The 14,947-nt window shown below is 31.3% G+C and carries 12 protein-coding genes and 3 pseudogenes; 8 read left to right on the top strand and 7 right to left on the bottom strand.

Annotated elements, in window-relative coordinates:
• Positions 1-63: 63 nt before the first annotated feature.
• Entirely contained in the window at positions 64-699 is a 636-nt protein-coding gene (locus BAQ48_RS03400) for a DUF3967 domain-containing protein (protein WP_071709977.1), read from the bottom strand.
• Positions 700-931: 232 nt separating this feature from the next.
• Here BAQ48_RS03400 and BAQ48_RS27825 point away from each other — a divergent pair, with 232 nt between their 5' ends.
• From BAQ48_RS27825 to BAQ48_RS27440, 4 genes and pseudogenes are all read left to right on the top strand, one after another.
• Positions 932-1,108, top strand: a complete 177-nt coding sequence (locus tag BAQ48_RS27825) for a hypothetical protein (protein WP_165613772.1) — start codon at positions 932-934, stop codon at positions 1,106-1,108.
• 60 nt (positions 1,109-1,168) lie between these two features.
• The gene (locus BAQ48_RS03395; RefSeq protein WP_084064382.1) at positions 1,169-2,896 is read left to right on the top strand and encodes a hypothetical protein; all 1,728 of its coding nucleotides are present in this window, start codon (positions 1,169-1,171) and stop codon (positions 2,894-2,896) included.
• A 426-nt stretch (positions 2,897-3,322) separates the two neighbouring features.
• Positions 3,323-4,588, top strand: a complete 1,266-nt coding sequence (locus BAQ48_RS03390; protein ID WP_071709975.1) for a Y-family DNA polymerase — start codon at positions 3,323-3,325, stop codon at positions 4,586-4,588.
• A pseudogene (locus BAQ48_RS27440) lies at positions 4,585-4,731 on the top strand (YolD-like family protein); the annotation flags it as partial. The gene BAQ48_RS03390 and the pseudogene BAQ48_RS27440, both read left to right, overlap by 4 nt.
• A 669-nt stretch (positions 4,732-5,400) precedes the next feature.
• On the opposite strand, the gene BAQ48_RS27820 reads toward BAQ48_RS27440, so the two are convergent.
• On the bottom strand, positions 5,401-5,553 hold the full coding sequence (locus BAQ48_RS27820) for a hypothetical protein (RefSeq protein WP_084064381.1): 153 nt from the start codon (positions 5,551-5,553) through the stop codon (positions 5,401-5,403).
• Positions 5,554-5,826: 273 nt separating this feature from the next.
• On the bottom strand, positions 5,827-7,476 hold the full coding sequence (locus BAQ48_RS03380) for a hypothetical protein (protein ID WP_071709974.1): 1,650 nt from the start codon (positions 7,474-7,476) through the stop codon (positions 5,827-5,829).
• 645 nt (positions 7,477-8,121) lie between these two features.
• On the opposite strand from BAQ48_RS03380, the pseudogene hfq reads away from it, so the two are divergent.
• Together hfq and BAQ48_RS03365 are read left to right on the top strand one after the other, a co-directional pair.
• Positions 8,122-8,295: pseudogene (gene hfq / locus BAQ48_RS03370) on the top strand (RNA chaperone Hfq); the annotation flags it as partial.
• Between the two features lie 206 nt (positions 8,296-8,501).
• Complete coding sequence (locus tag BAQ48_RS03365) at positions 8,502-9,206, top strand: IS6 family transposase (protein ID WP_071709973.1); 705 nt, start codon at positions 8,502-8,504, stop codon at positions 9,204-9,206.
• Positions 9,207-9,572: 366 nt separating this feature from the next.
• On the opposite strand, the gene BAQ48_RS03360 is transcribed toward BAQ48_RS03365, so the two are convergent.
• Both BAQ48_RS03360 and BAQ48_RS03355 read right to left on the bottom strand, forming a co-directional pair.
• Positions 9,573-10,895 carry a relaxase/mobilization nuclease domain-containing protein gene (locus tag BAQ48_RS03360; protein ID WP_071709972.1) on the bottom strand — a complete coding sequence of 441 codons (1,323 nt, stop codon included), beginning with the start codon at positions 10,893-10,895 and terminating at the stop codon, positions 9,573-9,575.
• A gap of 16 nt (positions 10,896-10,911) precedes the next feature.
• Positions 10,912-11,622 (bottom strand): hypothetical protein, encoded by a 711-nt coding sequence (locus BAQ48_RS03355; RefSeq protein ID WP_062922883.1) that lies wholly within the window; start codon positions 11,620-11,622, stop codon positions 10,912-10,914.
• Between the two features lie 317 nt (positions 11,623-11,939).
• Here BAQ48_RS03355 and BAQ48_RS03350 point away from each other — a divergent pair, with 317 nt between their 5' ends.
• Positions 11,940-12,485 carry a DUF3801 domain-containing protein gene (locus BAQ48_RS03350; protein ID WP_242660429.1) on the top strand — a complete coding sequence of 182 codons (546 nt, stop codon included), beginning with the start codon at positions 11,940-11,942 and terminating at the stop codon, positions 12,483-12,485.
• A 158-nt stretch (positions 12,486-12,643) separates the two neighbouring features.
• Here the strand turns inward: BAQ48_RS03350 and BAQ48_RS03345 are convergent, their stop codons facing one another.
• Complete coding sequence (locus BAQ48_RS03345; RefSeq protein ID WP_071709971.1) at positions 12,644-14,020, bottom strand: helix-turn-helix domain-containing protein; 1,377 nt, start codon at positions 14,018-14,020, stop codon at positions 12,644-12,646.
• A gap of 278 nt (positions 14,021-14,298) precedes the next feature.
• Here BAQ48_RS03345 and BAQ48_RS03340 point away from each other — a divergent pair, with 278 nt between their 5' ends.
• Positions 14,299-14,505, top strand: coding sequence for a hypothetical protein (locus tag BAQ48_RS03340; RefSeq protein WP_071709970.1), 207 nt, complete (start codon positions 14,299-14,301; stop codon positions 14,503-14,505).
• Positions 14,506-14,725: 220 nt separating this feature from the next.
• Here the strand turns inward: BAQ48_RS03340 and BAQ48_RS28075 are convergent.
• Positions 14,726-14,947 (bottom strand): annotated as a pseudogene (locus tag BAQ48_RS28075) (VOC family protein); the annotation flags it as partial.

Raw genomic sequence — 14,947 nt, 5'->3', positions numbered from 1 at the left:
TTCTTATTCGAGAAAATGGCCCTTTTGTTCAATAAAAATGAGTACATTCAGCAACGAATGTACTCATTTCCAAAACTTCCACCAGGATTTCTTTTTTGCTACCGCTATTTCTTCCTGGGCCGATACAATAGTACGTTTTGCTTCTTGAATCTCTCTGACCATCTTCATAAGATTATCATCCCTTAGCTCCAACCTCTTTTCTATCCTTTCTTCACGTTCCTTCCGATCCTTCATATCTTCCATTATTAATTTATTTCTCTCTTTAATATCCTCTTCGATTAATTTATTTTTTTGATCTATACGATCCCCTAGTCTCTTTTCCATTTCTAATAGATTTGCTTGCTGCACCTTATTGATTTCTTCTATCATAGCGCTATATTGTTGTTGGAATTGATATTGCATTTGATAAGGAACGGGATCTGTACCCTGGGGCACTTCTTTCCTATCAGCGATTCCAAACTGCTTCGCAATCATTTTCGCTGCTTTTTCTAAAGTCATACCATCCTGCTTACTCAACTCTACTAACTGTTCAATAAGTACAACATCAAACTCTGTATATTCTCTTCTCCCCCTACTATTCTTTCTTACATCATAACCTTCACGCTCAAGAACATCCGAATACTTTCTAAGTGTGCTGCCGCTTACCCCTAAACGACTATAAACCTCATTGCTGGTATATACTATCTCTGCTTCTGACATAGCGCTATACCCATTTAAAATTTCTAAAAAGGGATAATTATTAAAGATACCGAAAATATAAATATGAACATATCAAAGTTTCATTGAAAATATTGAATTTCATATAATCAAAATTTATTTAAAACGGTACATCTTTGATATAAACGATACGACTTTCTCTGCACTTAATATATAATTTATATATATCTACAGTTTTTCTAGGTCATATTACATAAGAAGAAGGGGTATTAATATGAAGAAAAATAAGGAGTCATATTATAAACATGAATACACCTTGCGAGACAAAACCATCAAATCTATTAAAATTGATTCTTGGCGTTCATTAAAGGAAGAAATGCGAGTATTAGACATAACGGATAGCGACATTTTCCAAATACAAATAAAGAAAATAGAACCGATAGGGGAATGAGAGGTTTCTATATTCTTTCATTAAGTGCATGTTATTTTTAAAAATTTATTGGGGGACTACATGATGAGCGAATTAGTACAGTTCGTAATGATTAATTTAAAGAATTCAAGATCAGAGTTTGATTTCGAAAGTTATACGAAAAAGCTTTTAGAAAACATCAAAAAAGATTTGAGGACAAATGATTTTAATTTTTTTTCGAGCAATACTAAAACTAAAAAATGCTCAATTACGATAGATGATATATATGAATTTATTATCTCTTTCACCTATATCAGATCAAATACAATTTCACAATTAAAAGTGGAGATATCTGGAGATGATTTGAATCGCTTAGATTCGAATCTACATAATTTAAAAACCCAGTTAAAAGATCTAATGCTAGTTGAATGGGAAGAATGTCTGTGGCTACAAGATATACAAGCTGAAGAGTTTTCAGATATATTATACGGCAAGGTTCATAAAGTTGAGAACGCATTAAGAAGATTAATTAACACAATTTTATTCTATAATTTAGGTGGGAATTGGTGGGAAACATATATGCCTACCAATCTTGTACATGGATATAAAAAGAGAGATGAACAATTTAAAAATCGTTCACATAGTTTCAAAAATATACATACAAGTTTAATGTCTATAGATACCGGAGATCTAATAAGTATTTTGACATTTAAAACACATAAAGTAAAAGAAGTTAATTTATTCGCTTCTCCAAATACAAACAATCTGGGTATTCAAGATTTTCAATATATTATGAGTGATATATTAAATGGGCAAAAATTAGATATACATAAAGAAAAATTAACAGATATTTTAGAGGATACACTGGAAGTAGATAAGGACTTTGGTAAAGAATTCTTTGAACCATGGTTTTCTTGTAATTTAGATTACTTTATAGGCAAGTGGAAAGGATTTTGCGCGGATAGAAATCACGTAGCTCATAATAAATTAATTGATATAAAGCTGTTTAAAAAATACAGAAAAAACATGGAAGAGTTATTAGGAATTATTATAGAAGCCGAAAAAAAATTCAATACCCATTTAGATTCGGAAATGGAACAATATCTTGAAAAACTAGAAGAACAAGAAGTTATGCAAATGATGGGAGATTATGAAGCAGAACTCCATTATCGTAGAAAAATACGTGAAGAAGCAGCAGTAGAAATCCTAGAAGAAGATGAAATCCTAGAAAAGTTTAAAGCGATAGTCTCTGAAGCGTTTGAAAATTTACAAGAAATGTTCTATTACCGTAGTGATATCGAGGTAGAATTTAAAGAACAAAGTTTATTAAATAATGAAAAATCGTTCGAAATCACCAATAGTTATTTTGATCGTACACTACACATGGCAACAGAAGTAACAATTGATAGTTCTGAATGTGGTGTAAGTACAGTGAACTTTATATTATTTTATAACAACACTCCGCAAACCACCTTTAAAATCACATTCACAAACGGGAGTTCATACTTTGATGATGATCAAGGAACATATATGCCAGACAATGAGGCAGAGCTTGATATTGACGACATCGAAGAAATTGAAACAGAGATTTGCTATTTTATGGAGAATTTTATGCCTGAAATAGAAGAAGATAACATAGCATCTTTTCCTTGTGAACAATGTAATAAATACAGTATCAATTTATCAGAAGATAACGGATTTGAAATAGGCACTTGCCTATATTGTGAGCATCCTAACCGTGTAGGGGAATGTAAGAAATGTGGAAAAACATTGAATTCCTCCACGGACAAAGTATGTGATGAGTGCTGGGAAGAGATTAAGGCAGATTAATATTTCACATAAAAGTTGCAACTATTGTTGTAACTTTTATTCTTAGAATGACCTTTCATCTTTTCTAATGAGGATACTCAAATAATTAACAGCTCTTATCCAAAAAATATTTACACATTTACATAAATCCAATTGTAAAGTAATAATAAAATTATTTAATTTTATTATAAAAAAATAAAAGCCTTACTACATTTTATTGTAGTAAGGCTCTTTAAAGTTGTTTAATTTCTATTCATTTTAAATATATATTTTATAACTATTTTTCTATACAGACAAAACCATACCTTGTTTAGAAGTTTAATGCATCCATTAATTAATCATGAATTTTTTTATAAATTTTTCTATTATATTGCAAATCCCCTTCATAAAAGAACGTAAGTTCGTGTATAATAGGAACAGACGTTCTTTATTTAAGGAGGAGTCACAGTGTATGACTATTCAATCTTACCGAATAGAATCATTTTATGTGTGGATCTACGGAGTTTTTACGCTTCAGTTAGTTGCATCAAAATGGGATTAGATCCTATGCATACAAAATTGGCTGTAGTAGGTGATGTGAATAGAAATGGTTCAATCGTTCTAGCTGCAACCCCACCATTAAAAGCATTAGGTGTAAAGAAGATGGCAAGATTATACGAGATTCCTCGTAGAAAAGACATTCTTGTTGTAAATCCAATTATGAGTACTTACATTAAATGCTCCAATTACATAACAAAATTAGCTTTGCAATACGTTCCTATTGAGGATTTTCACCAATATTCCATTGATGAATTCTTCATGGATATTACGGATAGTATTCATTTATTTTCCCAAGATCCATATGAATTCGCCATGAAATTCAAGCGTGAAATATACGATCATACACGAATTGAATGTACCATCGGAATTGCCCCTAACCCACTCATGAGTAAGGTTGCCCTAGACATTGAAGCTAAGAAGAACAAAGATGGAATTGTTTTTTGGCAGTACGAGGATATACCTACCAAACTATGGAGCATACGACCCCTTAATATATTTTGGGGTATATCATATAAAACAGAAGAAAAGTTAAATAGAAAGGGAATATACTCTATTGGAGATTTAGCCAATTATCCCCTTAAATACTTAAAACAGAGCTTTGGCAAGATTGGGGAAGAATTACACTTACATAGCCACGGAATCGACTTTAGTCGCATTTCAGAAAAATATGTTCCTGCCACAACTTCTGTTGGAAAAAGCCAACTTTTAATGCGTGACTACACAATAGAAGAATTTCCAATTATTCTACTGGAACATATAGAAGAAGTTTGTTATCGGCTTAGAAGACAAAATAAACTTGCCCAAACCGTTCATTTTTCTGTCGGTTATAGCAAGAGTTATAACGGTGGCATTAGCAAAACACATACTTTAAGCCGTCCAACTAACTTAACAATGGATATTTATAAAATTTGTACATACTTTTTACATCAACAATATACTGGTGAACCCATTCGCAGTATAAATATATCCTTAACAAATTTACTTAAAGAAGGAGAAGAACAAATTTCTCTTTTCGATAACGTACCAAAGAGAGAACAAGAAGTGAGGTTAACAAAAGTAATGGATGAAATACGCACAAGATTTGGGAAGAACAGTATTTTAAGAGGGATTTCCTACACGCATAGCGCTACAGCTAGACATAGAAACACACTAATAGGGGGACATAAATCGTGAAAAACGCTAATATGCCAAAAGGAAGAGGTATGGTCAAATGGTCTCCATTCGCAGCAATGCCTGAACAGTTTGCTGGTATACGTGAAATCATCAAGGAGAAAAACAAAGTAACTCGGCCAATCTTAACCGCGGAAGAAAAAGATAATGTACTTGATACATTCCGAATCTAATTTGAAATGTGAAGTCACTTACTTGAAAAAGATGTAGCTTTGTAATAATAAAAGTAAGTTAATACACTTACTAATATCAATAATTAATAGTAAGTTTCAATGATCGAATTAATAAGTTACTATACTATATTCATTAACTACATACAATCGATTCGAAAGAAGTTGCTAATCATTAGCAGCGTCTTTCCTACTTTTCGGGAAAGACTGATTTAATATCTAACGATTAAAAAACAACCACCAAAATATACCAATAAACTAGAGGGAATTACAAATGGAGAAAGAAATCACTGTGGGGGAAAAGTTACATATCATCTTAGAAAAAGCGAAGAACGTGGTCCACGCGCTATTAGAACATTAGAGGAAATCAATCGAGCGTTATTACAAGGGGAATTTGTGTATTAAGAAGAGCTTCATCTCTTTTATGTTTAAAGCTTGTATTCTACAGTCTGTCATGTATTTAGCCTGTTTTTGTAACAAAAAAGTCTGTTTGTATGTTATTATGTTTAGTATAATAGCTGTTGTGTTTAAACTACAGTATTTTATGTTTGTACTACAGTAGTATATGTTTGTCCATAATAAAAGAAGAGATGCGCCAACACCTCTTCTAGTAACTGTTATCGTAAATCGATCGGTTGCTAAATATTATTTTCGTTTAGAAGACTTCCTTTGCTTACCAGGCTGACGGGAAGTTTTCTTTTTTTTATTTTTAGAAGTAAATTTATTAAATCCGAAAGTAACTACTTCTTTAATGAAAGTTTTTAAGATTTCTAGCACAATCAATGTAGCGATCTCCATATATGCACCCCCTCTCCTTGAGAAAGGATAGCAATCCGACCGCCCTAACGATATCAGTTGATTTAATCATAACATGAAAAACCATAAATTTAATAATCCTAATTAACAAAATTTCTTGCAGTAATTCTTACAAAATTATTAACTTTCATTTTTTAAAAAGATTTTTATTTTTTCTTATTCCCCCTTTTCGAGGAGATGGGCAAAAACACCCTAATTCAGATTGAAAATGATTACATCATCATATTATTTATGCAACATGTGTCAAATGCAATTTTATAATACTGTTTTATTCATCTCTTTATCCTCAGCTTTAGTTACAATACCTTCATTCCATTCAGCGTTAATATATTCAGTCCAATAATCATAAGTCCGACGTCGATTACTATTTTCCCTACTTGCATGACTTTCAGCCTGAAACTCCATATATTTTGGGTCTTCTTGAACTCTAACTTGTTCCTCCGCTGATTCCTCTAGCCACTCTTCATACGCTTCTATGTCAACTAAATTTCTACCTTCCTTGTCTCCGTTGAAAATTATGCCTTTTCCATCTGTAGGCTGACCTTCATATATCTCTCCTTCAAATCTTTTAACTTTGTATGATAAATCTAGCCCATAAACTGTTCCATTCCATGGTAGCCCATTTTTAAATTCACCATTAAATATCTCTTTACCATTTTCAAAGCGGATACCATTATAATGAGCATGCCCTTTCCGAATACCCTCAAATATTTTTTGACCTAGCTCATTATAATCTGTACCTTGACCCTCTCTATAACCATCTTTGATTTCTCCCTGGTAACTAATTTTTTTATTTTTATGAAATAAGGTTGCGATTCCATTAGAAACTTTACCATTTTTAAATTCACCATTATAGAAATATTCTTTACCACCATCATCAGTCAATTTATATAAAGACCCCTTTTTTATTAATTGTGCTTCATATGTAATCTCATAACATTTTTTTGTAGATTCGTAATATCCATAAATAGTATCTTTAATAAACTGTTTTGAATTAAAATGACCAGAACATTTTATGTCTCCATTAGTATTATAAAGCTCTCCATTACCTACAAATGCTTTTTTGCTATCACCTACAAAGAAAAGCACTTCATTTATATATGTTTCATAAACTGTTTTTCCGTTTACTACATTTTCCTTAGATTCTTCAGAAGATATAAAGGTTAAACTATAAATTTTTTGTAATATAATATACAAATCAATATCAACTAATTCATCAACTGAAGATACCTTAAGTTTATCCATTAATGCAACTGGAATAAAATCAGCGAATACTTCCTTGGATAGTTCCTCAATAAATTCTATTAATTCATCATTTGATTCATTTACTTTATATTCTTCCAATATATTTTGCAAAGCGTAAAATTGTTCATACAATTTGTAAACCCTATTCAACTCTTGATTTGTAAGTCCATCTCTTAAGTTGGCTACATTTTTAATCCATTCGGTGCTAAAATAAATTCTATTTAGTTTAGCTTCAGTTCCGTTTAACACACAATTTATATATATATTTCGTAAATTTGAAATACCTCGTTGAAGATCATAATAAACAATAAGTGCATTTTCTCTAACTATTTCTTTATCACGATTATTCTCTAACTCCTGTAATTGCTGAGAAACTATTAAACTTCCTTTACTTACCTTCCATACTAACCAACTAAACAATGATGTGGCACATAAAGCATAAAATGCAATCAAAATTGTAAATATGTATGAAAGGGATGTTACAGGTACAGAACTAGCCGTAATATTAGACTTCCCTCTATAGCCCCACATTTTTGAAACAACTTCAGTTAAATCACCAAAAATCATATAACAAACAAATAAACTGATTAATAATGGCACTACAAAAACAAAGGCAATTATACTTTTTTGTCCCCTAGAAAACTTAGTTTCATTTTGCATGGTATTTCCTCCAAAAGATTAATTATGAATGGATCAGACTTACATACTATAATATTCATCGTTAAAACATAGAAAAAGGTCTGAAAAAAACAAACAGACCTTTGAAACCTTGCATTCATATTATGAATTCTGTACATATAAAAATATAATTATTAATTGTACTATATTATTTTATGGTATTTCTTGTAAAGAAGCAATTCTACAGTCTAGATTTATATTTTTGAAAATTAGTGATTATTTCTCCTAAGATGCCTTGCAAACAAGACAGTTTAATATTATAAAAAGATATGAAAATAGGGAGGGGTAAAAATCAGTATCATTACAAGAGAACACCAAAATACAAAACAAGGCTTTTCTTCTTATTTATTAAACAAAGGAAGAAAGCCCTCTACGATTAAGCGCTATATATACGATGTGGAAAGTTTTATTCAATGGCTGCACCAATCAAAAAGGGTCACTGAAAATAATCTTTTGGAATCACTCCATAAAAAAGATTTCGAATTTTTTTTATTATTCGTCAATACTCTCTCTCTGATACAAGTTACAAGGACTCACAAACGAAAAACTATTACTTAATATATAATTTTTACACACCTACAGAAATACGATTATAAAAAGGGAGGGAGTTACATGCAGAATTTATAGAAAGATTTATACGAAAAGTTGAAATCGGAAAAGGGAGAAATCTCCATATTTTTAAAGAGTGGTGTTCCAATACGTGGACAAGTCCTTGCAATGGATAAATATACTGTTCTAATGATGGTTAATAGGCAACAACAATTAATCTATAAACAAGCCATTTCAACAATTGTTAAATGATACATATTAATAGACAAAAGAGCAGCATAACGTTATGCTGCTCTTCTTCATCAATTAGAACCGGTATGACGCTATGCTGTTGCTTTGAAATAAAGTTGTCTTATTAAAAAATGTTTTAGAATATAGAAAAAAGGGTTCTGGTGCAAAAAATCTCTTAAACTTGAACATACTGATACTATCAATCTAGAAAAGGGATGGTGTTCAGTGTGAATAAGCAAAATTCGTTCAAATGGAAGCACTATCAGCCTGATACTATTTTGCTAACAGTAAGATGGTATCTACGGTACAATCTAAGTTTTCGTGATTTAGTGGAAATGATGGAGGAGCGAGGTCTGTCCATTGCTCACACTACCATCATGCGATGGGTACATCAATATAGCCCTGAGTTAGGCAAAAGAGTTCGACGCTATTTAAAGAAAACCAATGATTCTTGGAGAGTCGATGAGACATATGTAAAAGTCAAAGGAAAATGGATGTACCTGTATCGTGCTGTGGATTCTGAAGGAAATACCATTGATTTTTATCTGAGCAAGAATAGAAATGCTAAATCAGCCAAGCGCTTCTTGAAGAAAGCCTTGGCTTCCTGTCATACCGTAACACCTCGAGTGATTACAGTTGATAAGAACCCAGCATATCCTGTTGCTATCAAAGCATTACATGAAGAAAAAAGCATGCCGATAGGTGTGAAGGTGAGGCAAATTCGGTATTTAAATAACATTGTGGAACAGGATCACCGCTTTATCAAGAAACGCATACGTACTATGTTAAGTTTAAAGTCCTTTCGGACTGCCAAATGGATACTTGCTGGAATTGAAGCCATACATATGATGAAAAAAGGACAAACCTCTCAAGAGAAGTCTGTCCAAAATCAAGTGAACCTCATTCATCAAATATTCGGTATTCTAGCATAAAAGCGGATTCCGTTAGGAATCTCTTTACTTCTTTATATCTTCAAAAAATGTTTGCACCAGAACCGAAAAAAGAGTCCTGGTGCAAAAACTCTAAAGCTCTTGCAAGTAATTTCCTAAACTTGGCCATACTGATACTAGTATTCTAAAAAAGGATGTGATTGGTTTAGAAAAGTAGAATCTGAGAAAAGAGGCCTTAAGGCTTATAACCGTAGAGACTACGGGGATTGCCTACGCATAAAGTCGAGTGATATCTTGGTGTTCGTAGGAATCCCCCACTTCAAACTGTTCGTTAGACTGTTAAGTGGGGGTAGTTCAATCCATTCACAAGGTACTATACAATATCCTTTTTTGATGTCATATAGTTTTTTATCTTTCATTTTCTTTCCTACGCTGTTGCTGCTGTTTTTGTTGCTCTTGTCTTTTTACTCCCACTTCTTTTTCTTTTCCCAAACTTCCATAAAGTAAATTTCGTTCTTTTGTCATTAATGACAACTTATAATGTAATTCAGATTCATCAGTTATATCATAATTCTTTTTTAGATAGTTCATATCACGCTTGGCAACATCATACTGTTTAAATTCATGATAATGTTCTTGTTTAAACGCCATTTTACTTTCAGCTTTTTTATACGCCACGATTAGAGGATAGCTCTTTTTATAAGTTTGGAAACAACCCTTCATTTTCTTTAATTTGAAAATTTCATTATCAATACCTAAAAGTTGCTTTTCAAAGCTGTTAATTAACATTTCCTTATTTTCTTCAATTTCATTAAGTTCCGAAAGTGAAATATTCTGTTTATATAGCTTAGAGCTTAATTCATTTAGGTAATTAATATTTTGTTTAGTAGCCCATCTTTGTAGCCCTTTATTATTTTTAAATTTCTCTTGTGACTTATCTATCCATTGTCTGTTAATTACATTTGTTTTGATCGGTGAATAACCTTTATTTTCTATTCTGTATTTTATAGAGGATTCAAGGTAATTAAACCCCATTGTTTTAGTTCGCATAAGCTTCCCTGACTTCGGATTCATAAACGATAGATATTTCCCTTGTTTATGCTCATATCCTTCTTTCCGCATCAAGCTTAAAAATTCATCAAACGAACTTGATTTTGATATGTTTTTATCAATTGTTTCTTCTAATTTTCCTTTGAAGGATTCCTTCTTTGATCTAGCTACATATTCGGTAAAAGCTAAATATTTTTTTCTTTCTTTTCTTCCTTCTTCGATTATGGACAAACCATATTTTTCAGAGATTTTATCATTTTCTTCACGTAATCGATCCAAAGTATTTACCCGCTTTGAATCAAACATTTTTAATTTATTAAAATCAATATCATTGAAAATAATATGATTGTGTAAATTATCTGTTTCTGTATGTGTAATGACTGTATATTGGTGATTGCCTTTTAGATAATTATCAGCAAATTCAACGCCGTATTGATGAACTTGTTCCGGCGTTAAATTATCATTACTATCAAACGATTGAATTATCATTCTTGCGCTCATGTTTTTATCACTATTATTCTTTTCGTTGTAATCAACTAAAACACTTTTAAAATCCCTATCTATTGTTTCTATAGAACACTCATAAGATGTAACTAATTCCTCATTCGTTTTATGAGGTTGCATACTGTAATTAATGACAGCTTTCAAGTCTTTGACTTTTTGTATTTTCACAATAGACATTGTAATCAATCCCTACTTAATAAATTTCATATTCATCTAATATATCTTTCAGCTCAAACCAATCATCATCTGAAAAAATATTATCAAGTTTGGATAACTTAAATTTTAATTTCTGCGCAAAAATAAAAATGCTATCGGCCAATTTTATTAATTGATTATCATCTAACTTATATAGCGTATCTCCATATAAATATTGCCAAACATATTCTGTTACTTCTTTATTCTGTTCAGGCGAGTTTTCTATACATTCTATGATATAAACAAAATCTTCTTTTATCTTTTCATACACTTCTTCTAGCACTAATTTTTTTGGTATCTGTATTTGGTTTTCGGCTAACGATTGTATTAATTTTTCCTTTTGTTTTTTACTCAAGCTATCGCTATTAAACTTGGTTTTCAAATCAATTAGTCGGTCATATTCGGTATTGATTAAATTTACAATTTTTTTCTGATTAACTCTTAGAAAATCAATATCACTATCAGTGTAAATTCCGTCTGTATTGATCCTTCTAATTAAGCTATTTATATTCTTACCAATATAGTTAATTTCTTTAGTTAAATCTCTATAAACTTTCATATCAACATTAAGTTTAAAATGTGTTTTTGCTGAATCAATAATAAATGCTGAAGTTGACTTATATCCTAACTCTACAGCTTTATTTTTAATCATTTCTTTATCTTTTTCATCTAACGTTATTTGTAAATATGTTTTATGAATAAATCCCATAATTTCACCACCAATTTTTTAATTAATCGAGCGAAGCGACAACAAATATATAAGTGATTTTGTAAAAAATCGCTTATATATATTTGTAAAGGTCGTAGGAATCTCCTACCAAGTCAAAAACAACGTTTTTGGGGATTACCATGGTAATCCCGTAGCTTGCCCTTTGCTAAAACCTCAATAAATATTTCTGAAAATTATAACACCTTAAACCGAAATATGGTATAATTTAGTTAAATAATTTATAAAGGGATTGGTATCTGAATATAGATGAACATACACAGGTTGCATTCGAAGTCGTAGCACAAACCTTTAAATTATTGGAGCAAGCTTTATTACGGATTTTAGAAGCATTGACAAAGTTACTTGAAAATAAAGAACAAGATCCAAAAGATTATATCCTTGATGGAAACACAAAAGATGGTAAACAAAAATTCAATGGGCTTATTAAAAAACATAGTAACACTGGTGGTGTTATTGCTTTAGATAAAAACTTAACTAAGGAACAATTAAAGGATTATCAAAAGGAATTTAAAAAATTAGGTGTAGATTTTTCTATTGTGAGAAATGGTAAAGAGGACTATTCTTTATTCTTCTCCGCAGCACAAGCAATTGTAATTGAAAAAGCATTAAAAAATATAGTTGAAAGAAAAAACTCAGAGTTAGAAAAAATAAAAGTTAATAATAAAGAAGAAGTTGGTTTCGATAAAGATGAAAAATTACAGGAAATCATAAAGCCCCATCTTAATAAAGATGTTGTGAATCAATTTAAAAAAGATATAAGAGCACATGATGAAGAAGTAGGGGTTTGTGTAGTAACAGAACAGAAACGGCAACAACCTGTATTTTTGCTTCACTATACCTAACAATAAGGTGTTTTTCATAAAAATAAAGTAAAGATCTTGATGATTAAAAATTTAATGCTTGTTAAAATTATCAAAAACGGTTGTTACTGTTATTTTGAGTTTTCCAATCAAAAAAAAGAACGTCTTATGATTAGACGCTTGGTATTTTTTATTCATAGCTAATAAAAAAGTAGGTTTTGGTCATACTTTACTTGATAAAGGTCTAGTAATCTTTTAGCTATGGGAGTGTTCATAGATGTTCTAATCTTCCTTTCAAGTTCACTAATAACATTATTAGAACATGATATGGCTCGCGATACAGCTAATTGACTTAAACCTAAATCTTTACGAAGTGAAATAAGTTCTTCTATGCTAATTACTTCTGTAATATCCAATATCCCTTTCTGTCTATCTATAGAACGGTATGTATTATATTTTTCTTTGATGAACAAATTTGTATCTTCATACAACCAATCTAAAATAGTCAACACTTGCCTTTTTCCACTCCAAGCTAACTCATAGAGGGTATTTTCCGAAATAGAGGTTTTTGTAACTTTAGGTTTGATTTTCATATAACTTACGGAGCAATTTCTACAAATCGCTTTACGTACGCCTTCTAAAATTTTTGCTGTCCCATAAAATGTAACTTTTTTACTTTGAGGATTTATGTTACCGTCCCCACATAATAGCCCTCTACAAAAATGGCGTTCATATTCAGGTGGAATGGTTGTCGGGTATTTAATATCAAACGTTTTATGAAATATCAGTGGTAGTTCTAATTGTTTTCGAACATCTTCGGCCATAATTTTCGAATGAACAATTGCTTTTTTCCATAGTAAAAGTTTAGTCACTCCTTTATAGGTATACTTATAAGATCCATCTCGTAGTTCATCAGTGCTATCGATATGTTTTAAAAACAATTCTAAAATGTTATGTGATGATTCTTTAAGACATATACTTATTCCTGTTAATACACCTGTTTTTGAGTTTTTTCGAAAAAAACCATCAGCTGCAAACAATCCTAAAAAATATACTTTGTCAGCCGAATCAAGTTTTTCAAAATAACTAGTGTTGCAATTATATTTACGAAAAGCTTGTCTAGATTCTAAAGTCGGTTTGTATTCTTCAATTACAATATTATTTTTATGTAAGACTTGTAGTATCGTACCTGATCTAACATTATAATGTGAGGCGATAATTCTGGTTGGCGTTCCATCTAAGTACTTCTTTATGATAGCAGGCTCATCATCTATAAATATTTTCTTAGTACCTGCTGATCTTAAAGATATTTTGTTTTCATGTAGTATTTTTAATACGGTTTTAGCACAGTGTCCATATTTTTTGGAGATTATTTTAGAACTTATCCTTTTGTCTACATACTCAATTAAGATACGTTTTAAATGAGATTGAGAAAATCTTTTTGCTCCATTGTATTGAAAACCATTAATATTTTTTTCAAGAACATTTAGTACATCATCAAGTGTAATTTCTAATTCTTCAGAGATCTCATTTATGTAATAAGAGCAATCATACATTTTAATTACTTTCTCTCGCATGAAAACACCTCCTATTAAAGGGGTATCCACTTTGATTAAAAATATACAATAGATACTTGATTTGTCTTTCCTTTTCATTGGATAGGGGCAGCGTCCCAACAAAAAGAAGACTGGAATTATCTCCAATCTTCTTCTACTCTCGGCATATTACTTCGATTTAGGAAGAAATTCGTCATAACCCCTCCGTATGGTAATTCTTTCATAAAATATTTTAAATCTATAAATTTCCCTGTATAATTTTTGTAAGAATCTTAATCTTTAGAAACGGAGTGGAAAATATGAAAAGTTTTGGTACGTTAGTAATTGCTACCGTCCTTTCAGCAGGATTAGTATATTATAATGTCGATTCCTTTTATAATAAATTCACATCAGGGAATACATATTACTGGGTTAACGGCATCCTAGCTGCTGGATTTCTTATATCCTTAATTATCAACATAAAAGATATCGTTAAGAAAAACTACACAACTTCTGAATCGAATTAAGCAGCCACTATGCGAACACTTCATGGTATTATATTTAAGCTATATTAATGTAGTATAGTGCTATCCTAAGGGAAAGTGAAAAATTCCTCTTGGTGATAGCACTATTTTTATACCGTAAACTGTTGTTTTGTATCTTTTAAAACACTTACAGGAAATTAGTATTTTTTAAGTCTTAATCTACCTCTGTTTCAATTTAAAACGGATTGTTTGCTTTTCGCGACTACGCTTTTCTGAACACGATAGCAGCACCAAGCGCCGCGGCCGCCGGTACGAAGATGTCACCCGAGTTCGTCTCCGCTATCGGTAAACCGTTCTCTTCGAGATAACTTCGTGTGTGGGAGATGTCGCTCACTGCTACCGCGTACCCGGCGAATCCCGGCACCGGGGGTGCCATCTCTCCTGGTAGCAACTCTGACAACCGCGATCTGGGAACGATTGTGAT

Source organism: Bacillus luti (genome assembly GCF_001884105.1).
Lineage (GTDB): Bacteria > Bacillota > Bacilli > Bacillales > Bacillaceae_G > Bacillus_A > Bacillus_A luti.
Note: the sequence above shows the minus strand (reverse complement) of the source record. Positions and strands in the feature narration are given on the sequence as shown.